Genomic DNA, 22,085 nt, shown 5'->3' with positions numbered 1-22,085 from the left:
AGTTGAAGGAGTTTCCCCGATGAAAGCCCCCGTTCGTGTTGCCGTTACCGGCGCTGCCGGCCAGATCGGTTACGCCCTGCTGTTCCGCATCGCCGCGGGCGACATGCTGGGTCCGGACCAGCCGGTGATCCTGCACCTGCTGGAAATCACCCCGGCGCTGCCCGCGCTGCAGGGCGTGGTGATGGAACTCAACGACTGCGCGTTCCCGACGCTGGCCGGCGTGGTCGCCACCGACGACGTCAACGTCGCCTTCAAGGACGTGGACTACGCACTGCTGGTCGGCGCGCGCCCGCGCGGCCCGGGCATGGAGCGCAAGGACCTGCTCGAAGCCAACGGCGCCATCTTCGGCCCGCAGGGCAAGGCGTTGAACGACCACGCCAAGCGTGACGTGCGCGTGCTGGTGGTCGGCAACCCGGCCAACACCAACGCGCTGATCGCCCAGCAGAACGCCCCGGACCTCGATCCGAAGTGCTTCACCGCGATGGTCCGCCTGGACCACAATCGCGCGCTGTCGCAGCTGGCCGAGAAAACCGGCAAGCACAGCACCGACATCAAGAAGATGACCATCTGGGGCAACCACAGCTCCACGCAGTACCCGGACCTGTACCACGCCACCGTGGGCGGCAAGCCGGCGCTGTCGCTGGTCGACCAGGCCTGGTACGAGAGCGATTTCATCCCGACCGTGCAGCAGCGCGGCGCGGCCATCATCAAGGCGCGTGGCGCTTCGTCGGCCGCTTCGGCTGCGTCGGCCGCCGTCGACCACATGCGCACCTGGGCGCTGGGCACCGCCGAAGGTGACTGGGCTTCGATGGGCATTCCGTCCGATGGTTCGTACGGTATCAAGCCGGGCGTGATCTACGGCTACCCGGTGACCGTGAAGAACGGCAAGTACGACATCGTGCAGGGCCTGGAGATCAACGACTTCTCGCGCGCCCGCATGGATGCCACCGACAAGGAACTGCGCGAAGAGCGCGCCGGCGTCGAGCACCTGTTCGCCAAGAAGTAAGCCGGCCTGCATCCGGTGCGGAAAAGGGCGGCCTTGGCCGCCCTTTTTTCGTGCAATCGCCGGTCGCCCGGTGCCGTGCGGTGGAATGAGGGGTTCAGCTGCTGTGATCGAGCACGATCTTCCAGCCGGCCGGCGTGCGCTCCCACAGCAGCGAGTACACGCCATCATCCTTGGCCGCACTGCCGTGGGCGCTGCGATCCAGGTGGAAACGACCGGTGACCATCGCATACGCGGCCTGGCCATCGGCACAGGGCAGCAAACGGACGTCGATGTCCGAGTACGAAAGCACGCCCATCTGTTCCTTCGACGCGTAGTTCTTCCTGTAGTTCTCCAGGATGGGGCGATAGCCCTTGCGGATCTTGGAGCCGATGAAGGTCGTGTCCGGCGCATCCTTGTAGGGCCGCATGAAGGCGTCGATATCGCCGCGATTCCACGCCGATTGCTGGTCGGTCATGATCTGGCGAATCTGCGCCGCATCGTCCGTGGCGCTGCGTGTCGCCGGCGCGGCGATGGCCAGCGCCACCGCCAGCATCCATCCGCCCAGCCGTGAAAGTTTCCGCTGCTGCATGTTGTCCCCTCGCGTGAATGAAGGCGCGCCCCAACCTAGCACGTCGGCAGGGACGGGGCGGCGCCTGAGGCTTACGGCTGTGGCTGGTGAGCCCATGCCTTGCGCAGATAACCCATCAGCGCTTCGTCCACCGCGCTGCCGCGACGCAGGTCCGGTTCCTTGGCATAGGCTTCGCGGATGCGTTCATGCGTGGCCGGATCGTCGCCGGCATAGGCGCGGAACAAGGTCATCCAGCGCCGCGCCAGCGCCTGCACGTGCGGATCGTCGGGCGGGCGTTGGTCCGACATGGCCTTGCGCAGGTCAACGATCAAGGCGGGCCAGTTGTACATTTCCCGGCCATAGTTGGCGCGTACGCGTTGCATCTCGTGCTCGTCCAGATAGCGCGCGAAGATGGCCAGCCGCGCAGATATCACGGCCTGTTCCACGAAGCGCTCCAGCTCCTTGGAAATGCGACTGAGCTCGCGCATCTGCGGCTCCTGCTCGTTGATCGCATGCAGCCGCAGCAGGAACGCGGGGTTGTTGCCCGTGCCGCGTTCGAGCATGGCCATCCATTGCAGGGCGAGTAGATGGACATCCGCATCATCGACGGTCGCTCCGCGGTCCATCGCGGACTGCACGGCAGTGACCAGCGCGCTCCATTGCGGCAGCACATCCGGGTCGGTGTGCAGCGGCAGTGCCTTCAGTTCCTCGGGTGAAAAGTACTTTTCGTAAAGCGACATGGTTTCCAGGGTCTCCAGCCAATCGGCAAGGTCGGGGGCCTGTCCGGTGTCCAGCTGGGCGCGCAGGCGTCCCAATTGGCTGCGCAGGCGGCTGGCATTGGCGATCTCGTGGTCGAGCTGGGCGATCTGGCGATCGATCACCTCGGCGAGGGGAGCTTGCGGCCCGGACAGGGCGGTTCCGATGTCGGCCAGCGGCAGGCCCAGCTGGCGCAGGGCCTGGATACGGTGCAGGCGCTCGATATTGGCCCGGTCGTACAGCCGGTAGCCGGCAGCGGAGCGCAGCGAGGGCACCAGCAGGCCGATGGCGTCGTAGTGATGCAGCGTGCGGACGGTGAGTCCGCTGCGCTTGGCCAATTCGCCGACCGTCAGTTCCATGGTGATGTCCTCGTTGCGTGCCGGGCACTCTGGGGGCTCACGCGACGTGAGGGTCAAGCCTCTCCGTCGGGTGGCGCTTCATGGTTAAATCTGACGATCCTCGACTGGAACACCGACATGAAGCAACTCTTTGCGATCGCCGCCTGCTGCGCCCTGCTGACCGCCTGCGGCGGTACCCACGGCCTGCGTGACACCACGCCGAAAATGAGCAGCCGCACCAACAAAGACATCCCGACCTACCTGGAATGCGTGCGCGCCAAGTGGGCCGAGACGGCCGAGGCCAGCGCCTCGCACAAGGACCAGTCGGGCACGGTGTCGGCCAATGACAAGGCGGGCGCGCACGAGCTGGTCGAGGTGACGGCCGATGGCACGGGGGCGCAGGTGATGATGTACGAAACCCAGGACGTCAAGAAGGAATACAACTCCGCCTATCGCGACGCGGCGGTTTCCTGCCTCTGATGGACACGGCTGCATGACCGTCGCCAGCGACGGTCATGCAGGGCACGACTCGACCAAGGTCGCAAGGCCCGTTTCACGCTGCTGATCTAGGCTAGATCGGGTCAGCAGACTTCAGTCGGGGTACGAGCGATGCGCTACGAGGATTTCTACCAGCGTTCGGTGGACGAACCCGAAGCCTTCTGGGCCGAACAGGCCAAGCGCATCCACTGGCACACGCCGCCCGAGCAGATCCTCGATACCTCGCGACTGCCGTTCCGCCGCTGGTTCGTCGGCGGCACCACCAATCTCTGCTACAACGCGATCGACCGCCACCTGGAAGAACGCGGTGGCCAGCTGGCGCTGGTGGCGATTTCCACCGAAACCAACATCACGCGCGAGCTCACCTACCGCGATCTCCATCGTGAAGTGAACACCTTTGCCGCCGTGCTCGCTTCGCTGGACGTGGGCAAGGGTGATCGCGTGGTGATCTACATGCCCAACATCGCCGAGGCGGTGTTCGCGATGCTGGCCTGCGCGCGCATCGGTGCGATCCACTCGGTGGTGTTCGGCGGGTTCGCGTCGCACAACCTGGCGTTGCGCATCGATGACGCGCAGCCCAAGTTGCTGATCGCCGCCGATGCCGGCATGCGCGGCGGCAAGGTGATTCCCTACAAGCCGCTGGTGGACGCGGCGCTGGAAGAGGCAAGCAACAAGCCGCCGCGCGTGCTGATCGTCGACCGCGGCCTCGATCCGCAGATGACGCGCGTGGCCGGTCGCGATCTCGACTACGCCAGCTTGCGCGCGTCGTACGAAGGTGCCGAAGTGCCGGTCGCCTGGCTGGAATCGAACGAGCCCAGCTACCTGCTGTATACGTCCGGCACCACCGGCAAGCCCAAGGGCATCCAGCGTGACGTGGGCGGCTATGCGGTCGCGATGGCCTTGTCGATCCGCACGGTGTTCGACATCGCGCCGGGACAGGTGATGTTCTCCACGTCGGACGTGGGCTGGGCCGTGGGTCACTCGTACAACGTATACGGTCCGCTGATCGGCGGCGCCACCTCGCTGCTTTACGAAGGGCTTCCCACGCATCCCGACCCGGGCATCTGGTGGCAGCTGTGCGAGCGCTACGGCGTGCGCACCATGTTCTCCTCGCCCACCGGCATCCGCGTGCTGAAGAAGCAAGACGCCAGCTGGCTGAAGAAATACGACCTGTCCAAGCTGAAGTGGCTGTTCCTTGCCGGCGAACCGCTGGATGAGCCGACCGCGCACTGGATCACCGAAGGCCTCGGCGTACCGGTGATCGACAACTACTGGCAGACCGAAACCGGCTGGCCGGCCATCACGCTGATGCCGGGGCTCGACCTCAAGCCGGTGAAATTCGGCTCGCCGGGATTGCCGAGCCCCGGTTATCGCATGAAGGTGATCGACGAAGGCACCGGCGAAGAATTGCCACCGCACCAGAAGGGCGTGCTGGTGTTCGTGCCGCCGCTGCCGCCGGGCTGCCTCACCACCGTGTGGGGCGACGACGAGCGTTACGTCAACAGCTATTTCAGCCATTTCAACGAGCTGCTCTACAGCTCGCTGGACTGGGCGATACGCGACGAGCACGGCTATACCACCATCCTCGGCCGCACCGACGACGTGATCAACGTGGCCGGTCATCGCCTGGGCACGCGCGAGATCGAGGAATCGGTATCCACGCATCCGGCGTGCGCGGAAGCGGCCGTGGTGGGCGTGCAGGACGAACTGAAAGGGCAGGTGCCCGTGGTGTTCGCCACGCTCAAGCAGGGCGTTTCCGAACCGTCGGCCGACGTCGCCCGCGCCATGCAGCAGCGCGTGGTGTCCCAGCTGGGCGGCGTGGCCAAGCCGGCGCGCGTGTATGTGGTCAACGCCCTGCCCAAGACGCGTTCGGGCAAGCTGCTGCGCCGGTCGCTGCAGGCTCTGGTGCAGCACACCGATCCGGGCGACCTGTCGACGCTGGATGACCCCCATGCGCTGGAAGAAGTGCGGCGCGCGCTGGAGCGTGGCTCCGACGCCTGACGCTGCGCGCTTGGGCCTCAGTCACGCCGGCCGGGCAGGGTGCCGGCGTAGTTGGCGCGGGGGCGGATCAGTCCGCCGTGGTCCTGCTGCTCCAGCGCATGCGCAAGCCAGCCGGCCATGCGTCCTGCCGCGAACAGCGACAGCGCGGCATGCGGGCCGAGCCCGTACAGCGTAGCGATGGCGGCCAGCGCGAAATCGAGGCTGGGCTGGCGTCCGACGCTGTCGTGCACGGCATCGACCAGCTGCCGGATGCGCACCAGCCCGCCCAGGCGCGGACGCGTGTCGTCGAGCATGCGCAACAGCAAGGCGGCGCGCGGATCGCCATCGGGATAAAGCGGATGCCCGAAGGCGGGCAGTTCGTCGCCGCGACGCAGGCGCTCGCGCACGTGGTCGGCGGGACGCCGATCGCGCTGCGCTTCCTGGATCAGCGCGTAGGCGCGGGCGGCGGCACCACCATGTTGCGGCCCGGACAGCGCCGCCAATCCCGCGCTCACCGACGAGTGCAGGCTGGCGCCGGTGGAGGCGGCCACGCGCGTGGCAAAGGCGGACGCGTTGAGTTCGTGGTCCGCGCACAACACCAGGGTGCTGCGCACGATCTCGGCGAGACCCTCGTCGCCGGCACGCCAGTTCTCCGCCATCACGCGATGGATCGGGTGATGACTGGGACGCGTCCCGCACAGCAGGGCGGCCGTCTCCCGGAGCAGGCGTGCCGCGCACTCGCGCCGCTGCTGCGGGTCCAGGCTGTGGGTGTAGGGCGAGGTCAGTGCGATCAGCGGCAGCGCGGCTGCCGTGCGTTCCTGTGGCGGCACATCGTCGCGGCGCATGAGCAGGGCCACGGCTCCTGGCCAGTTGCGGGGCGGCATGGCGGCGAACGGATCGCCGTCACCGCCCCACAGCAACCGCGCCACGTCTTCCAGGGTCGCGCCCCGCGTCGCCAGCGCAATGGCCGATTCGCCGCGGTAATAGTGGCCGTGCGGCCGTATCAGCGAGATGCGCGTCTCCAGCACCGGCAGGCCCCAGGTGAGGCTGCGCGCGGCTGCCTTTGCAGCACCGCGGCCCGCCTGGCGGCGTTCGATCAACCGCTCGATATCGTCAGCCAGATACTCGCGGCTGCGTCCGTCGGCGCCGGGTCGCGAATCGATCTTGCCGCGGCTCACGTAGGCGTAGAGCGTGGCGGAGCTCACGCCGAGGCGCGTGGCGGCTTCCTGGGCGGAAAGATAATCGGCTCGCATGCCGACATATTGATCCTTTGGATCAAGATTGATCAATACATCGCCCGATGACAGAGTGTCTGCCGCGCCCCGGCGCCTGCTGCGGCGCGGCGCGGTGCAGCCATCGCATCGCCTAGAATATGAGGTTTCGGAGAACCACCATGTCCCATCCCGAATCTGCCGGCGCGCGCTTCCGCGCCGCCGTTGCCGCCGAAAGTCCCCTCCAGGTCATGGGCGCGATCACCGCCTATGCCGGCCTGATGGCCAAGCGCGTGGGCTACAAGGCGCTATACCTCTCCGGCGGCGGCGTCGCCGCCAATTCGCTGGGCATGCCGGACCTGGGCATCTCCACCATGGAAGACGTGCTCACCGACGCCCGCCGCATCGTGGATGCCACGCAGATGCCACTGCTGGTCGACATCGATACCGGCTGGGGCGGGGCGTTCAACATCGGTCGCACCATCCGCTCGTTCATCAACGTGGGCGTGGCGGCCGTGCATATCGAGGACCAGGTCGGCCAGAAGCGTTGCGGCCATCGCCCGGGCAAGGAAGTGGTGTCCAAGGAAGAGATGGTCGACCGCGTGAAAGCCGCCGTGGACGCCCGCACCGATGCCGGTTTCGTGATCATGGCGCGTACCGACGCGGCCGCCATGGAAGGCATCGACGCGGCGATCGATCGCGCCTGCGCCTATGTCGAGGCGGGCGCCGACATGATCTTCCCCGAAGCGATGAAGACGCTGGACGACTATCGTCGCTTCCGCGACGCGGTGAAGGTGCCGATCCTGGCCAATCTTACCGAGTTCGGCTCCACGCCGTTCTTCACCACCGACGAACTGCGTAACGCCAACGTGGACATCGCGCTGTATTGCTGCGGCGCCTATCGCGCCATGAACAAGGCCGCGCTCAACTTCTACGAGACGGTGCGCCGCGAAGGCACGCAGAAGAACATCATCGACACGTTGCAGACGCGCGCGGACCTGTACGACTTCCTCGGCTACCACGCCTACGAGGACAAGCTCGACAGCCTGTTCGCGAACCAGAAGAAGGCCTGACGGCCACCCCATTCGCCGGGCCACGATGACGCGGTGGCCGGCAAGATCGTATGCATTGAGGAGACGTATCCGATGAGCGAGCAAACCCTTCCCAAGCCCAAGAAATCCGTCGCGCTGTCGGGCGTGGCCGCGGGCAACACCGCGCTGTGCACGGTGGGACGCAGCGGCAACGATCTGCATTACCGCGGCTACGACATCCACGATCTGGCGGCCAAGGGCTGCTTCGAGGAGGTGGCCTACCTGCTGGTGCACGGCGTGCTGCCGAACTGGGCGGAGCTCAATGCCTACCGCGCCAAGCTCAAGCGCCTGCGCGGCCTGCCCGCGCCGGTGAAGAGCGCGCTGGAACTGCTGCCCGCCGCCACGCATCCGATGGACGTGATGCGCACGGGCTGCTCGGTGCTGGGCACCGTGCTGCCGGAGAAGGACGACCACAACATCACCGGCGCGCGCGACATTGCCGACCGCCTGATGGCCAGCTTCGGTTCGATCCTGCTGTACTGGTTCCACTTCAGCCACAACGGCAAGCGCATCGAGACGGAAACCGACGACGATTCGATCGCCGGCCATTTCCTGCACCTGCTGCACGGCAGGAAGCCGAGCGAACTGCACGCGCACTCGCTGGACAAGTCGCTGGTGCTGTACGCCGAGCATGAGTTCAACGCGTCGACCTTCACCGCCCGCGTCATCGCCGGCACCGGTTCGGACATGTACTCGGCCATCACCGGCGCCATCGGCGCGCTGCGCGGTCCCAAGCATGGCGGCGCCAACGAAGTGGCGATGGAGATCATCGCGCGCTACCGCAACGCGGCCGAGGCGGAAGCGGATATCCGCGCCCGCGTCGAGCGCAAGGAAATCATCATCGGCTTCGGCCACCCGGTGTATACCGTGTCCGATCCGCGCAACGAGATCATCAAGGAAGTCTCGCGCAAGCTGTGCACCGAGGGTGGCAACCCGACCTTGTTCGACGTGTCGGAGAAGATCGAGAAGCTGATGTGGGAACAGAAGAAGATGTTCCCGAACCTGGATTGGTTCTCGGCAAGCGCGTATCACATGATGGGCGTGCCGACCGCCATGTTCACCCCACTGTTCGTCATCGCCCGCACCTCCGGCTGGAGCGCGCACGTGATCGAGCAGCGCATCGACGGAAAGATCATCCGTCCCAGCGCCAACTACACCGGTCCCGAGGACCAGGCCTACGTGCCGATCGAAAAGCGCTGAGTCGCCACGCGCTTGTCATGAAAGAAGGGAGCCAGCTGGCTCCCTTCTTTTTTCCTTAACTTTCGTTGCGGTTCAGGACCCTGTACGACATTGCTATCGTTTTGTGTGTATGGGTGTAAAGCCACTGATACAGCGGCCGCGGAGTGCAGCCTTGGCCGCGGAAATCACCGCAACACGCTGATTCTTCGATGGATGGCCGCGAGGCGCGCGCGCCCGCTCTATACCCGGCTTCCCATCGCATGTAACAACCATGAAGCAGCTTCGCCTCCGGGAAGCTGACCGGCTTCGCGACTCAGTGGAAATGAGTCTCTTCAAACGCCTGATTTCATGGGGCTCCCGAGCATGAACAAGCGCGGGCAATACATGGCACGCATGTTGCGTCTACCACGTGCTGGATTCTGCAACACCAGCAATACAGGGGGTCACCGCATCGTTCCAGGAGTAATGACCATGCGTAAGACTCTAATTGCGACCGCGATCGTGCTGGGATTGGGATTGGCACTTCCCGCCTTCGCGGATAACACGGACAACTCAGGCAATTCAGGCGCAATCACCAGTACCAGTACGAACTCAAGCACTCACTCCAATACCAACTCGAGCACGCACACCAAGACCTTCACGGATGCGTTCAACTCGGGCGACGCAGCTTCTGCCGGTGCGGGTACTGCGGCCGCCAACAATGGCGGAACCGCTACAGCGTCGTTCTCCGATGCGTTCAACAGCAGCACGGCCGTTGCCAGCAGCGATCTGAGCGGCACCGTCAGTGACGTGAGCGTAAGCAACATCGGCAACTACGCCACCAACAACGGCAACGCCAATGGCGGTCGTGGCGGAAGCGGCGGACGCGGTGGCAGCGGTGACGGCGGCAAGGCCGTTGGCGGCAACGGCGGCCGTGGCGGATCCGGTGGTGATGCCCTCTCCGCAAGCGGTCGCGCGGGCGGCAGCGGCGCGTCCAGCGGTGATGCCGGCGGTGCGTCGCTGGCCGGTGGTGGAAGCAGTGATGGCGACAACTACGCCAGCGCTCATTCGCGCGCACGCGGCGCGGGCACCAACACCAACACCTCGACCGGCGGTAACGGCTCGTGGGCCGGCGGTTCCGCCACGGCAGGTGCAGGCACTGGAACCAGCGGCAGCGCCTCGGCGACCGGCGGCAGCAGCGGTAGCTCGTCGAGCACGGCAGGTGCCGGCGGCGCAGGCGGCGCGGGCACCGGCGGAACCGGCGGTGCGGGCATGGGTGGTGCGGGCGGCGCAGGCGGCGCGGCTGGCGCAGGCGGCACGGCTTATGCCACCACGGGCGCGTTCGACATGTCGAACCAGATGAATGGCTCGGCTTCCGCAGCGGCAGGCGTGTCGATTCTTGCCCAGAACAGCGGTGCAGCTTCGCTGGTACAGCAGAGCGTGAACGTTCAGGCCAACCTGAACTTCAGTCACTAAGTGTGAGGAGTCCACGCACGGTGGGGCGCCTGTCCCACCGTGCGTGGTGCTGCAAGGCGGCCGTCTCCAGGGACGACTGATTGATGCGAGCTTCGATCGAATGGGTGCCCGCGCGCCCTGGGAGATTGTGCCGTGCGATCCTTCAAGTGGATGCTTGCTGTCACTGCATGTTGTGCCTTGGCGGCACCTGCAGTGCTTTGCGCGAAAGACGCGCAGATTCCTCCTGCGTACCTCTCCGATGGCTCCGAATCGCCGATAGCCGTCTATGTCGCCGCGACCCGCGTAGACCACCGGAGCGTGGTGGACGACCTGGGGGCGAGCGTGGACAACGCCACCCTTGCCGATCTCAGCGGCGGCACGTTGATCTGGCAGGACACCAATCTCACCGGCACGATGTCCGACAACAATGTCGATCACGTGGTGACGGGCGACAACATCATCACGGGCAACTCCCTGAGCGGCGCCACCGGCTTTCCGACGGTGATCCAGAATTCTGGCAACAGCGTGCTGATCCAGAACGCCACCGTCCTCAACGTCCAGTTCCAGCCATGAACAAGCGGGCGGCGCTGTGGATCCTGATCGCGGCGCTGCCGCTGGAAGGACACGCCACCACGCCGGTCGCCGTGTCGGGTGGCGCGGGCCTTTACACCGTGCACCTGACCAGCGTGAAGGAAGCACGCTACAAGGCCACGATCCACCAGAAGTACGACTTCAGCTGCGGCTCGGCCGCGGTGGCGACATTGCTGACCTACCAGTACGGCTATCCCGTCGACGAGCAGGTCGCGTTCGAGCAGATGTACACGCATGGCGACCAGGCCAAGATCAACCGCGAAGGTTTCTCGCTGCTGGACATCAAGCGCTTTCTCGAAGCGAACGGTTTCCAGGCGGACGGCTACAGGGTGCCGCTCGACAAGCTTGCCCAGGAGAACCTGCCGGCCATCGTGCTGATCGACGAAAAGGGCTACCACCATTTCGTGGTGGTCAAGGGCATGCGCAGCGGGCGCGTGCTGGTTGGGGATCCGGCGCGTGGCACGCGCGTGCTGTCCGAGACGAAGTTCATGTCGATGTGGAAGAACGGCCTGGTCTTCGTCATCCACAACCGTCGCAACCTGGCGGTGTTCAACAGTGCGAATGATTGGAAGGTCGCGCCGGGCGCGCCCGTCAGCAATGTCATCGACCGCAATGGCCTCTACAACTTAGTGATGCCCAAGAAAGGGCCGGACGATCTCTAGGGAGCGATGATGAAATCCGTCGCACGCATCGTTGGACTTGGCACGCTGCTCCTCGCTTGCGGCCCGTGGGTGGTGGGCGCGCAGGCCCAGGACGGCACGGCGCCCATGCCCGCCCCCGTCGCGGCCGGACCCGCCGCACTTGCCCATGTCGTGAGCGGCATTCCCACGTCCGGTGATCTGGCCGACTGGACGCCGGTGAGCCCGGAAACGCTGGACGAAGCGCGTGGCGGCTATGACCTGGGCAATGGACTGATGGCGTCGTTCGGCATCGATCGCGCGGTCTACGTCAACGGCAACCTCGTTACCTCGACGAGCTTCAACGTGCCGGACATCGGGCACATGACGCCGGCGCAGGCGACCGCCATGCAGACCGCGCTCAACACCGTCACGGTGACCCAGGTGGGACCGAACAACACGTTCGACCCTTCATCGATCGGGCAGAACGCGGGCGCAACGGTCATCCAGAACACGCTTAACGGCCAGCACATCCAGAGCATCACCACGATCAACACATCGGTCAACACGCTCAACGCATTCCGCCAGGCGAATTTCCAGGATGCGTTGCAACAGGCGCAGCTGCAGGCCATCGGGCACTGACATGAGATGCGCCACGCCACCGTCGTATCCACACGTGAAGCCGTCGCCGTCGATCGTCGCGGCGTCTTCGCCAGCAGGATCCTGAACCCGGCTCATGAGGAAGCATGATGCGACACTCAACGTGGCGATATGTATGGTCGGCAGGATGCGCGGGCCTGGTGATGCTGGGCCTGCCGGTCGCGGCCCAGCAGGCTGGAGCACCGGCGGGCGAGGTGGCCGGCGTGCCGCCGCCCGTGGCGTCCAATCCCATTCCGTCCGCCCCTTCCGCGGCGTCGGCATCCACCGATTCGAATGAGATCCGCAAGAAGGTCGCGGAGCAGGGCGAGCGCATCGAGGCGATGCGCAGCCAGATCAGTGCGCAGATGGCCCAGCTTGATGCGATGAAGCGCGCGCTGGCGGAGCAGGAGGCCGACTACCAGTCATTGCGCCACGCGGTAGGCATCGACGTGCTGGACAAGCAGCGCGCTGGCAACATCGCCGCGGGAGGGGCGGGCGCCTCGGCCTTGCCCATGCCTGCCGCCGATTCGGTGGCGGCCGTCGCGCCGGCACCGCAGCAGCAACCCGTGGGCGAAGCGCCGAAGCCCGATACGCGCCCGCCGGAAGTGGCGCCCATCTTCCAGCAGCCTGGCGTGCTCACGCCCAAGGGCAGGTTCGTCATCGAGCCGGCCTACCAGTTCGGCTATTCGTCGGTCGACCGCGTGGCACTGGTGGGCTATACGGTGATTCCGGCGATCCTGATCGGCCTGATCGATGCGCGGCAGGTGAAGACCACCACGCAGATAGGCTGGCTCACCGGGCGCTATGGCATCACCGACCGCATGGAAGTGGAGCTGCGCGTGCCTTATGTGTGGACGCACCAGGACACCGTCAGCCGCGAGATCTTCACCGGCACCGCGACCGACAATGCCTTCGGCTCGAGCGGCAACGGCCTGGGCGATATCGAAGCGACCATCCGCTACCAGCTCAATATCGGCGGCCCTGACAAGGCGTTCTACGTCGGCTGGTTCCGCGTGAAATCCAACACGGGCAAGGACCCGTTCGAGGTCACCACCGATTGCATCCAGCGCTGCGTCGAGAACGTGCTGTCGGAGGTTCCGTTGTCGGTGACCGGCACCGGGCTGCCGCTGCATCAACCCTCGGGCACCGGCTTCTGGTCGCTGCAGCCTGGCGTCACCTGGCTGTATCCCACCGACCCGATCGTGCTGTTCGGCAATGTCAGCTATCTCTACAACGTGCCGCGCGACAACGTCACGCGGCACATCCTGCTGGGTGGCACCGAGCAGCTCGGCAAGGTCAAGCCCGGTGACATCGTCGACCTCAGCCTTGGCATGGGCCTTTCGCTCAACGAGAAGGCGTCGATGAGCATCGGCTACGAGCAGGCCTTCGTCGGGCCCACCAAGCAGAACGGGCAGCGCGTGCCGGGGTCGACCAAGATCGTGCTCGGCACGCTCCTGATCGGCGGCTCATGGCGCTTCAACGACAAGCGCACGCTCAACTTCACGGTCGGTGTGGGCGTCACCCGCGACACACCCGACGCGACGGTGACCGTGCGCGTGCCGATGATGTACTAGAACACGCGCGTGCGCGCGCTACAGGCCTTCCTGCCGCATGGCCGCCTTCACGCCGGCGTCTTCAAGCATGCGCTGGTGGAAGCGCGCGAGATTGTCCAGGCCGCCAAGGTCCACGCCCCTGGCCATCGCCCAGCGCAGCACCACGAAGAGGTAGGGATCGGCGAACGAGCGCGAGCCCGTGAGCCAATCCTTGCCGTCGAGCTGCGCGTCGAGGCGCTCGTAATAGCCGCGCAGCCGCGCGATCGATTTGGCGCGCAGCGCTTCCTGGGCGGCCTCGTCGTCTATGAACCGCTCGGGGCGGAATACCGGCCGGAACAGCGGATGCAGATCGGAGTTGATGAAGGCGAGCCAGCGATTCGCCTCGGCACGACCTCGCGGCGAACCATCACCCCCCAGCTTCGCTTCCGGATTCAGGTCGGCAAGGTAGTTGAGGATGGCGGCGTTCTCGGTAAGCACCCAGCCATCGTCGTCCTGCAGCGCAGGCACCGCGCCCGACGGATGGATCCGCAGGTAGTCCGGCGTGCCGAGTTCTTCGCGCGCGACCCGATAGGTTTCATAGGGGCGGCCGATCCATTCGAGCACGATGTGGTCGGCAAGCGAACAGGCGCCGGGCAGGTAGTACAACTTCATGCAAGCGGTCCTAGGGCAGCGGAAACCACGCAGTGTGGCTTGCGCCGCCCGCTTACCTCAAGCCTTTGCGCCAAGGCGCAGGCGTCGGCGCTGCATCAGCCAGCCGCCCAGGCAGACGCCCACCACGAGCAAGGCATCGAGCGCGTAGCGCGACCACGCACGCGCGTCGAACCAAGGCGACAACCAATGGTCGTGGGCGATCATGCGCGCCGACGTCCAGGCGATGGCGGCCGCGCCGATGTACACGATGACGGGGAAGCGTTCGATCAGGCGCAGGATCAGCGTGGAGCCCCATACCACCAGCGGCACGCTGATCGCCAGGCCGATGACCACCAGCGGCATGTGTCCCTTCGAGGCACCGGCGATCGCCAGCACGTTGTCGAGTCCCATCAGGGCATCGGCGACGATGATGGTGCGCATCGCCGTCCAGAAGCTGGAGGCGGCGTCGACTTCATGCGCGGGCTCGGGCTCCTGTTGCAGCAGCTTCCACGCGATCGGCAGCAACAGCAGGCCACCTGCCAGCATCAGGCCGGGCAGCTTGAGCAGATAGACCACGATGCCCGTCATCAACAGGCGCACCAGGATGGCGCCCACGGTGCCCCACAGCACGGCCTTCTTCTGGATCTGGCGCGGAAGATTGCGTGCCGCCAGCGCGATCACGATGGCGTTGTCGCCCGCGAGCACCAGGTCCAGCAGCACGATGGCCAGCAGGCCGGAGAGGAAGTCGGTACCAGTGAGTTCCATGCAGGTGTCTCTGCGCGTGGGACCAATGCAGCAACGACGGACACGCGCAGCCCGTCGTTACCGCAAAAGTCTCGTTCACGGCAAAGCCGCTGCGGTAACCGGGGCAGGGCACTGCCCGTGGTGACGACGACCGCAAGGACACTCGAAGAGCCGGTGTCCGGAACTACTCCCTTTTGGGATAAGTATCCAGGCATTGTCCGTGCGGGCAGGCCGGGTGGTCAAGCGGGGACACTTAAGCCGGAGAGGTCGCCGGGCTACCATCGACCCTCCCTTGCCGCCACGGGAACCACCGGATGAGCGAGCCTGATCTTCGTTCCGCCAAGCGCCCCGACCCCGACCAGCCGATGGTCGACGTCGCCGACTATGTGCTCGACTACACGATCGACTCCGCGGAGGCTTACGACACCGCGCGCCATATGCTGCTCGACTCGCTGGGCACGTCGATGCTGGCGATGCGGTTCCCCGAGTGCGTCAAGCACCTGGGGCCGGTGGTGCCGGGCGCCACCTTGCCAGGCGGCGCGCGCGTGCCGGGCACCAGCCACGAGCTGGATCCCGTGCAGGCCGCGTTCGCCATCGGCACGCAGATCCGCTGGCTGGATTTCAACGACACCTGGCTGGCCGCCGAGTGGGGCCATCCCTCGGACAACCTCGGCGCCATCCTGGCGGTGGCCGACTACCTGGGCCGCAAGGCCGCGCGCGAGGGCGGCACGCCGATGACGGTGCGCGATGTGCTCACCTACGCCATCAAGGCCCATGAGATCCAGGGCTGCTACGCCCTCAGGAACAGCTTCAATCGCATCGGGCAGGACCACGTGATCCTGGTGCGCCTGGCCTCCACGGCCGTCGCCACGGCCATGCTGGGCGGCGGCAAGGAAGAGATCGTCACCGCCCTCTCCCACAGCTGGATCGACAACGGCTCGCTGCGCACCTACCGCCATGCCCCCAATACCGGTCCGCGCAAGAGCTGGGCGGCGGGCGATGCCTGCCGCCGCGCCGTCACGCACGCCATCAACGCCGTGTACCGGGGCGTGGTGGGTTATCCCTCGGCATTGACGGCCAGGACCTGGGGCTATTACGACGTGGCCTTCAAGGGCAATGCATTCCAGTTCGAGCGCCCGTTCGGCAGCTACGTGATGGAGAACGTGCTGTTCAAGATCAGCTTCCCGGCCGAATTCCACGCCCAGACCGCCGTCGAGTGCGCCATGAAGCTTCACGGCGCCGTCGCGGGCAGGCTGGACCAGGTCGAGCGGGTGGTGATCGAAACGCAGGAGGCGGCCACCCGCATCATCGACAAGACCGGCCCGCTGGCCAATTACGCCGACCGCGACCATTGCATCCAGTACATGGTGGCGGTGCCGCTGATCTTCGGGCGCCTCACCGCCGAGGACTACAACGACGACGTGGCGGCCGATCCGCGCATCGATGCCTTGCGCGCCAGGACGGTGGTCAGTGAGGACCCGCAATTTACCAGGGACTATTTCGACCCCGGAAAGCGCTATATAGGCAACTCGGTGCAGGTTTTCTTCACGGACGGGACCCGCACGGACAAGGTGTCCATCGACTACCCGATCGGCCACCGCAAGCGGCGTGGGGAGGGCATTCCGCTGCTGTTGGAGAAGTTCGAGGAGGCGATCCGGGGCCACTTGCCAGCCCACCGGGTCAAGGCCATCCTGGAGGCCACCACGGACTCAGCCAGGCTGGATGCCATGCCGATCCAGGATTTCCTGGGTCTCTTCACGCTGTAAAGACGGCGTTAGCAGAAAATGAACGGGCGTTTGGGGTCGATTTGCAATTGTTTAACTTTTGCTAAGCTACTCCGCGCCCGTTTCGGGTAAACCAAGCATCGAGGTTCTGAGGTAGGTCGGCGGCTTCATAGGAACACGAATCCACGACTGATGTTATTCCCGTCTGGGGTGAACGGACGCGTACACCAATAAACGAGGAGACACCTGATGAAACGTAAGGGCTTGTACATGCTCATTGCCCTCGCCCTGGGCGGCGCAGGCGCCGTTCACGCGCAGGACAACACTTCTTCCGCTCCGGCTCCGACCACAACGCCAAGCTATGACGGCCGTTGGTACATCGCCCCGACCGTTGGCGGGTACTACAACGACACCGACCGCAATACCAACAGCCGCCAGTTCTACTATGGCCTGGGTGTCGGCCGGTTCTTCTCGCCGAACTTCTCGTTGGATTTCTTCTTCGATCGCACCAAGCGTGATCGCGACACCTACGTCAATGGCCTCACCACCAGTGGCGGCAAGTGGGCGAACAACAACTGGGGCGTCGCCGCGCGTTACTACTTCGGCGAATGGACCGCCTGGCGTCCGTACCTGTTGGGCGGCGTGATCGGCAGCTACCACCAGAACAGCAACGACAACGGTTGGGATCCCGCCGTTGAAGCCGGCCTCGGCGTGTCCAAGACCGTTACCGACAGTTCGGATATCCGCATCGAAGCGGGTTATCGCTATGACTGGGACGACAAGACCCAGTCGAACAAGAGCGGTTATGGCGACTGGTTCCTGGGCTTCAGCATCGTGTCCCGCTTCGGCGAACCCGCTGCCGCGCCGGTCGTGGCACCGCCGCCGCCGCCGCCGGATTGCTCGAAGCTCGACAGCGACGGCGATGGCGTCAACGATTGCGACGACAAGTGCCCGAACACGCCGGCCGGCACGATCGTCGGTCCGGATGGTTGCCCGCAGAAGGTCGTGATCGACCTGCGCGGCGTCAACTTCAAGTTCGATCGCCCGAAGAAGGGCGAGAAGGACATCAGCAAGTCGCTGGCCGAACCGAGCAAGGATTCGATCGCGGTCCTCGACCAGGCCGTCGACACCCTGCAGCGTTATCCGCAGGTCAAGGTCATGGTGGCCGGTTACACCGACAGCGTGGGTACGGACCAGTACAACCAGGGTCTGTCGGAGCGTCGTGCGAAGATCGTGTACGACTACCTGCTCGCCCATGGCGTCGATGCAAGCCGTCTCGAAGGCCCGGTCGGTCATGGCAAGAACGACCCGATCGATACCAACGACACGGATGCCGGTCGTGCGCGCAATCGCCGCACGGAGTTGCAGGTTCAGCAGTAATCGGACATTTGACCGCAGCATCGAAAAGCCCGGCGCAAGCCGGGCTTTTCTTTTGGTGCAGCTGCAGGCGGCTCCCGTGTAGGCGCATCGATCGATGAGGCCGAAGCGCGACATCTTGTCGCACGCATTGCAGTCCTCGCGCGCAGCAAATGCGCGTTGTCTGAACAGCGCTTCACCAACGGCGTCTCCGTAGGCGTGCGATGCGCTTAACGGTTTTGCTACACTTCGCCCCGCTTTGATCTTTGACACCAAATTGATCGGGACGCAAAGCAAGGGGGCGGAAGTAAGTCCCCTGGATGTAGAAGTCAGTGACGCGCGTTTTCCGTCTGGGGTGGAGCGGACGCGAATACCAATAAACAAGGAGACACCTGATGAATCGTAAGGGCTTGTATTTCCTGATTGCCCTGGCCCTGGGCGGCGTAGGTGCCGTTCACGCGCAAGACAACACTGCCGGTGCGACCACGCCGAGCTACGACGGCCGTTGGTACATCGCTCCGACCGTGGGCGGCTACTACAACGACACCGATCGCAACACCAACAGCCGTCAGGTCTATTACGGCCTGGGCTTCGGTCGCTTCATTGCCCCGAACACCTCGATCGACCTGTTCGTGGATCGCACCAAGCGTGACGCCGATGCCGGCGGCCGTTGGGCGAACAACAACTTCGGCGTGGCCGCCCGCTTCTACTACGGCGACTGGAACGCATGGCGTCCGTACCTGCTGGCCGGCGTGATGGGCAGCTACCACCAGAATGCCGTCGACAATGGTTGGTCGCCGGCTGCCGAGCTCGGCGCTGGTGTGTCCAAGACCGTCACCGACAGCACCGACATCCGCATCGAAGCCGGCTATCGCTACGACTGGGACGACAAGACCCAGCCGGCGAAGAACGGTTACGGCGACTGGTTCCTGGGCTTCAGCATCGTGTCGCGCTTCGGCGAGCCGGCTGCTGCCCCGGTGGCTGCCACCCCGCCGCCGGCCGCTCCGGACTGCTCGAAGCTCGACAGCGACGGTGACGGCGTCAACGATTGCGACGACAAGTGCCCGAACACCGCGGCTGGCACCATCGTTGGTCCGGACGGCTGCCCGCAGAAGGTCGTGATCGACCTGCGCGGCGTCAACTTCAAGTTCGATCGTCCGAAGAAGGGCGAGAAGGACATCAAGAAGGCGCTGGCTGAGCCGACCACCGACTCGATCGCCATCCTCGACCAGGCTGTGGACACCCTGCAGCGCTACCCGCAGGTCAAGGTCAACGTTGCCGGCTACACCGACTCGGTCGGTAAGGACGCCTACAACCAGGATCTGTCCGAGCGTCGCGCCCAGATCGTGTTCGACTACCTGACCGCTCACGGCATCGCCGCCAGCCGTCTGGAAGGCCCGGTCGGTCACGGCAAGAACGATCCGATTGGCAGCAACGACACGGACGCTGGCCGCGCCCAGAACCGTCGTACGGAGCTGCAGGTCCAGCAGTAATCGGACCTGTAAACGCAGTACCGAAAAGCCCGGCGCAAGCCGGGCTTTTCTTTTGCGGCACGAACGCTTTTTTTGTAGGAGCGCACCCAGTGCGCGACATGAATGCGGAGCGATAACGACGGGGCTCCGCGGTCGCGCACTGGGTGCGCTCCTACAGGTGGAGGAGCACGCATGCCGTGCGGATCGCCTACCATCGCCGTGTCGTACTTGCCGGTCTTCGAGTGCCCTCATGCGTCCATCCCATCCCAAGCCGCGAATACCTGCGCCGTCGACGCCCCGGCATGGCCTGGCGCGCGTGCTCAGCAAGCTGGGTGTGTGTTCGCGCAGCCAGGCGGAGAAAGCCGTGCGCGAGGGCAGGGTGCGCGTGGACGGCAAGGTCGTGCTCGATCCCGAGCGTCCCGCCGATGCGCAGCGGCAACGCATTACGCTTGACGGCGAAGCCGTGGTGGCAAGCGAACGCGTCTACATCGCGCTCAACAAACCGCGTGGCATCGTGGTGAGTGCAGCGGATGAGCGCGGCCGCGACACCGTCTATGACCTGTTGAAGAGCGCAGGATTGCCGTGGCTGGGGCCGGTGGGGCGGCTGGACAAGGCGAGCGAGGGCTTGCTGCTGTTGAGCAACGACAGCGTATGGGCCGCGGGGCTCACCGAGCCGAAGCATCACGTCGACAAGACCTATCACGTGCAGGTCGACAGCATTCCCGGTCAGGCCTTGCTGGATGCGCTGGTGGAAGGCGTGGTGGAGCAGGGCGAGCGGCTCGCCGCGCGCCGTGCGGTGTTGCTGCGCCAGGGTGAGAAGCATGCGTGGCTGGAGATCGTGCTGGACGAGGGGCGCAACCGGCATATCCGACGATTGCTGGCGGCGCACGATGTTTCGGTGCTGCGGTTGATCCGGGTGGCGATCGGGTCGCTGGCGCTTGGCGAGCTGGCCAAAGGGCAGTGGCGCCACCTCAGTGACGCTGAGGTGCGGGCATTGTCCCAGCCGTAAGCATTCCCGGCGAGGGCCGTTCCATGTCCTTGCCAACGGCTTTTGTTACCACTCGCCAACGGCTATGGCTACTAACTGCAGGAGCGCACCCAGCGCGCGACAGCCCTCCGCCGCGGTCCCCGCAAAATCGCTGCCCCTTTTGTAGGAGCACACCCAGTGCGCGACAGCCCTCCGCCGCGGTCCCCGCAAAATCGCTGCCCTTTTTGTGGGAGCGCACCCAGTGCGCGACAGCCTTTCGCGCCGGTCCGCAGGGCTGTTGCTCTTTCGAGTTCGGGTGGTTGCCTTTCGCTGGGGTGCCGCGCCAACGTCCATAGCAGCACCTGAAATAGAAGCGTCGGCCGACCGGGGCCAGCCGGAATGCGCTTGCTGCTCCCGCGAACGGAATGGCTACACCGCAACGCGTCGATGCACAGAAGACTTAAGGCGAGGTGGCGAAGAGGGCTCAAGGCGACACCCTCTTCGTTGTGTTGCCTAGTTAGATCACACCCAACTTCTTGCCCACCTTGGTAAACGCGGCAATCGCCTGGTCCAGGTGTTCGCGCGTATGCGCCGCGCTCATCTGCGTGCGGATACGGGCCTGGCCTTGCGGCACCACGGGGTAGAAGAAGCCGGTGACGTAGATGCCTTCCTCCAGAAGCTCGGCGGCCATGGACTGCGCCTTCTTTGCGTCGTAGATCATCACCGGGACGATCGGATGCACGCCCGGCTTGATGTCGAAGCCGGCCTTGGCCATTTGCTCGCGGAAGTAGGCGGTGTTGGCCTTGACCCGGTCACGCAGTTCCCCGGCGGCGGCGAGCATGTCGAATACCTTGATGCCGGCGGCGACCACGTGTGGAGGCAGCGAGTTGGAGAACAGGTAGGGACGTGAGCGCTGGCGCAGCATCTCGATCACTTCGCGCGGGCCGGTGGTGAAGCCACCCAGCGCGCCGCCGAGCGCCTTGCCCAGCGTGCCGGTGATGATGTTGATCTTGTGGAGCACGCCTTTGACTTCAGCCGAGCCACGACCCGTGTCGCCGAGGAAGCCGGTGCAATGGCATTCGTCGATGTGCACGAGCGCGTTGTACTTCTCGGCCAGCGCGGTGATCTCGTCCAGCGGCGCGATGAAGCCGTCCATCGAGAACGCGCCATCGGTGGTGATCAGCTTGGTGCGCGCGCCGGCGGCGTCGGCGGCCTGCAGCTGCTTCTCCAGGTCGGCCATGTCGCAGTTGGCATAGCGGAAGCGCTTGGCCTTGCACAGGCGGATGCCGTCGATGATGGAGGCGTGGTTGAGCGCGTCGGAGATGATCGCGTCCTCTTCGCCCAGCAGCGGCTCGAACAGGCCGCCATTGGCGTCGAAGCAGGCGGCGTAAAGGATGGTGTCCTCGGTGCCGAAGAACTCGGCGATCTTCTGCTCCAGCTGCTTGTGCAGGTCCTGCGTGCCGCAGATGAAGCGCACGGAGGCCATGCCGAAGCCGTGGGTGTCCAGCGCTTCCTTGGCGGCCTGGATCACGTCGGGATGGTCGGCGAGACCCAGATAGTTGTTGGCGCAGAAGTTGAGCACTTCCTTGCCGCTGTCGAGGCGGATCTTCGCCGATTGCGGCGAGACGATGATGCGCTCGGCCTTGAACAGGCCCTGCTCACGGATGGATTCGAGTTCGGCGGCGAAGCGCGACTGGCCGGGGTAGCTCATGGGGAAGGGTCCGCTGGGGCAAAGAGCTATTTTGACCCCTC

20 protein-coding genes are annotated in these 22,085 nt (G+C 65.3%); 14 read left to right on the top strand and 6 right to left on the bottom strand.

All coding sequences use genetic code 11. The features are described from left to right. Nucleotides 1-19 precede the first annotated feature (19 nt). Nucleotides 20-1,006, top strand: a complete 987-nt coding sequence (locus JMF82_RS09150) for a malate dehydrogenase (protein WP_201314219.1) — start codon at nt 20-22, stop codon at nt 1,004-1,006. Nucleotides 1,007-1,100: 94 nt separating this feature from the next. Here JMF82_RS09150 and JMF82_RS09145 read toward each other — a convergent pair whose 3' ends face one another. Beyond that, nucleotides 1,101-1,574: a DUF4440 domain-containing protein gene (locus tag JMF82_RS09145; RefSeq protein ID WP_236585379.1), complete on the bottom strand. Its 474-nt coding sequence runs from the start codon at nt 1,572-1,574 to the stop codon at nt 1,101-1,103. A 71-nt stretch (nt 1,575-1,645) separates the two neighbouring features. Continuing rightward, nucleotides 1,646-2,668 (bottom strand): MerR family transcriptional regulator, encoded by a 1,023-nt coding sequence (locus tag JMF82_RS09140; protein ID WP_201314218.1) that lies wholly within the window; start codon nt 2,666-2,668, stop codon nt 1,646-1,648. 117 nt (nt 2,669-2,785) lie between these two features. Between JMF82_RS09140 and JMF82_RS09135 the strand changes: the two genes are divergently transcribed. Further along, the gene (locus JMF82_RS09135) at nt 2,786-3,127 is read left to right on the top strand and encodes a hypothetical protein (protein WP_201314217.1); all 342 of its coding nucleotides are present in this window, start codon (nt 2,786-2,788) and stop codon (nt 3,125-3,127) included. Nucleotides 3,128-3,256: 129 nt separating this feature from the next. Beyond that, nucleotides 3,257-5,146: a propionate--CoA ligase gene (prpE, locus tag JMF82_RS09130; protein ID WP_201314216.1), complete on the top strand. Its 1,890-nt coding sequence runs from the start codon at nt 3,257-3,259 to the stop codon at nt 5,144-5,146. Nucleotides 5,147-5,163: 17 nt separating this feature from the next. Here prpE and JMF82_RS09125 read toward each other — a convergent pair whose 3' ends face one another. Beyond that, a complete protein-coding gene (locus tag JMF82_RS09125; protein WP_201314215.1) occupies nt 5,164-6,378 on the bottom strand; it encodes a citrate synthase family protein in 1,215 nt (404 codons plus the stop codon). 140 nt (nt 6,379-6,518) lie between these two features. On the opposite strand from JMF82_RS09125, the gene prpB reads away from it, so the two are divergent. The 7 genes from prpB to JMF82_RS09090 all read left to right on the top strand — a co-directional run bounded on the left by prpB (nt 6,519) and on the right by JMF82_RS09090 (nt 13,461). Further along, nucleotides 6,519-7,409, top strand: a complete 891-nt coding sequence (gene prpB / locus JMF82_RS09120) for a methylisocitrate lyase (protein ID WP_201314214.1) — start codon at nt 6,519-6,521, stop codon at nt 7,407-7,409. A 72-nt stretch (nt 7,410-7,481) separates the two neighbouring features. Beyond that, nucleotides 7,482-8,627, top strand: a complete 1,146-nt coding sequence (gene prpC, locus JMF82_RS09115) for a 2-methylcitrate synthase (RefSeq protein WP_201314213.1) — start codon at nt 7,482-7,484, stop codon at nt 8,625-8,627. A 342-nt stretch (nt 8,628-8,969) separates the two neighbouring features. Beyond that, entirely contained in the window at nt 8,970-10,061 is a 1,092-nt protein-coding gene (locus JMF82_RS09110; protein WP_201314212.1) for a hypothetical protein, read from the top strand. A gap of 177 nt (nt 10,062-10,238) precedes the next feature. Further along, nucleotides 10,239-10,613 (top strand): hypothetical protein, encoded by a 375-nt coding sequence (locus JMF82_RS09105; RefSeq protein ID WP_236585378.1) that lies wholly within the window; start codon nt 10,239-10,241, stop codon nt 10,611-10,613. Further along, nucleotides 10,610-11,293, top strand: coding sequence for a C39 family peptidase (locus JMF82_RS09100; protein WP_201314211.1), 684 nt, complete (start codon nt 10,610-10,612; stop codon nt 11,291-11,293). Before JMF82_RS09105 ends, JMF82_RS09100 begins: the two co-directional genes overlap by 4 nt. A 9-nt stretch (nt 11,294-11,302) precedes the next feature. Beyond that, complete coding sequence (locus tag JMF82_RS09095; protein WP_201314210.1) at nt 11,303-11,890, top strand: hypothetical protein; 588 nt, start codon at nt 11,303-11,305, stop codon at nt 11,888-11,890. A 104-nt stretch (nt 11,891-11,994) separates the two neighbouring features. Further along, nucleotides 11,995-13,461, top strand: a complete 1,467-nt coding sequence (locus JMF82_RS09090; protein ID WP_236585377.1) for an acetate kinase — start codon at nt 11,995-11,997, stop codon at nt 13,459-13,461. 18 nt (nt 13,462-13,479) lie between these two features. Here JMF82_RS09090 and JMF82_RS09085 read toward each other — a convergent pair whose 3' ends face one another. Together JMF82_RS09085 and JMF82_RS09080 are read right to left on the bottom strand one after the other, a co-directional pair. Beyond that, nucleotides 13,480-14,091 carry a glutathione S-transferase N-terminal domain-containing protein gene (locus JMF82_RS09085; protein WP_201314209.1) on the bottom strand — a complete coding sequence of 204 codons (612 nt, stop codon included), beginning with the start codon at nt 14,089-14,091 and terminating at the stop codon, nt 13,480-13,482. Between the two features lie 57 nt (nt 14,092-14,148). Then, complete coding sequence (locus JMF82_RS09080) at nt 14,149-14,835, bottom strand: TerC family protein (RefSeq protein WP_201314208.1); 687 nt, start codon at nt 14,833-14,835, stop codon at nt 14,149-14,151. Between the two features lie 293 nt (nt 14,836-15,128). On the opposite strand from JMF82_RS09080, the gene JMF82_RS09075 reads away from it, so the two are divergent. The 4 genes from JMF82_RS09075 (at nt 15,129) to JMF82_RS09060 (ending at nt 20,375) form a co-directional block, all read left to right on the top strand. Further along, a complete protein-coding gene (locus tag JMF82_RS09075; RefSeq protein WP_201314207.1) occupies nt 15,129-16,580 on the top strand; it encodes a bifunctional 2-methylcitrate dehydratase/aconitate hydratase in 1,452 nt (483 codons plus the stop codon). A 207-nt stretch (nt 16,581-16,787) separates the two neighbouring features. Next, on the top strand, nt 16,788-17,918 hold the full coding sequence (locus tag JMF82_RS09070) for an OmpA family protein (RefSeq protein WP_201314206.1): 1,131 nt from the start codon (nt 16,788-16,790) through the stop codon (nt 17,916-17,918). A 371-nt stretch (nt 17,919-18,289) separates the two neighbouring features. Next, nucleotides 18,290-19,387, top strand: coding sequence for an OmpA family protein (locus tag JMF82_RS09065; RefSeq protein ID WP_201314205.1), 1,098 nt, complete (start codon nt 18,290-18,292; stop codon nt 19,385-19,387). A gap of 229 nt (nt 19,388-19,616) precedes the next feature. Next, nucleotides 19,617-20,375, top strand: coding sequence for a pseudouridine synthase (locus JMF82_RS09060; protein ID WP_201314204.1), 759 nt, complete (start codon nt 19,617-19,619; stop codon nt 20,373-20,375). Nucleotides 20,376-20,850: 475 nt separating this feature from the next. Here the strand turns inward: JMF82_RS09060 and kbl are convergent, their stop codons facing one another. Further along, nucleotides 20,851-22,044 carry a glycine C-acetyltransferase gene (gene kbl, locus JMF82_RS09055; protein ID WP_201314203.1) on the bottom strand — a complete coding sequence of 398 codons (1,194 nt, stop codon included), beginning with the start codon at nt 22,042-22,044 and terminating at the stop codon, nt 20,851-20,853. Between the last annotated feature and the right edge of the window lie 41 nt (nt 22,045-22,085).

Source organism: Dyella sp. EPa41 (assembly GCF_016586165.1).
Lineage (GTDB): Bacteria > Pseudomonadota > Gammaproteobacteria > Xanthomonadales > Rhodanobacteraceae > Dyella.
Note: the sequence above shows the minus strand (reverse complement) of the source record. Positions and strands in the feature narration are given on the sequence as shown.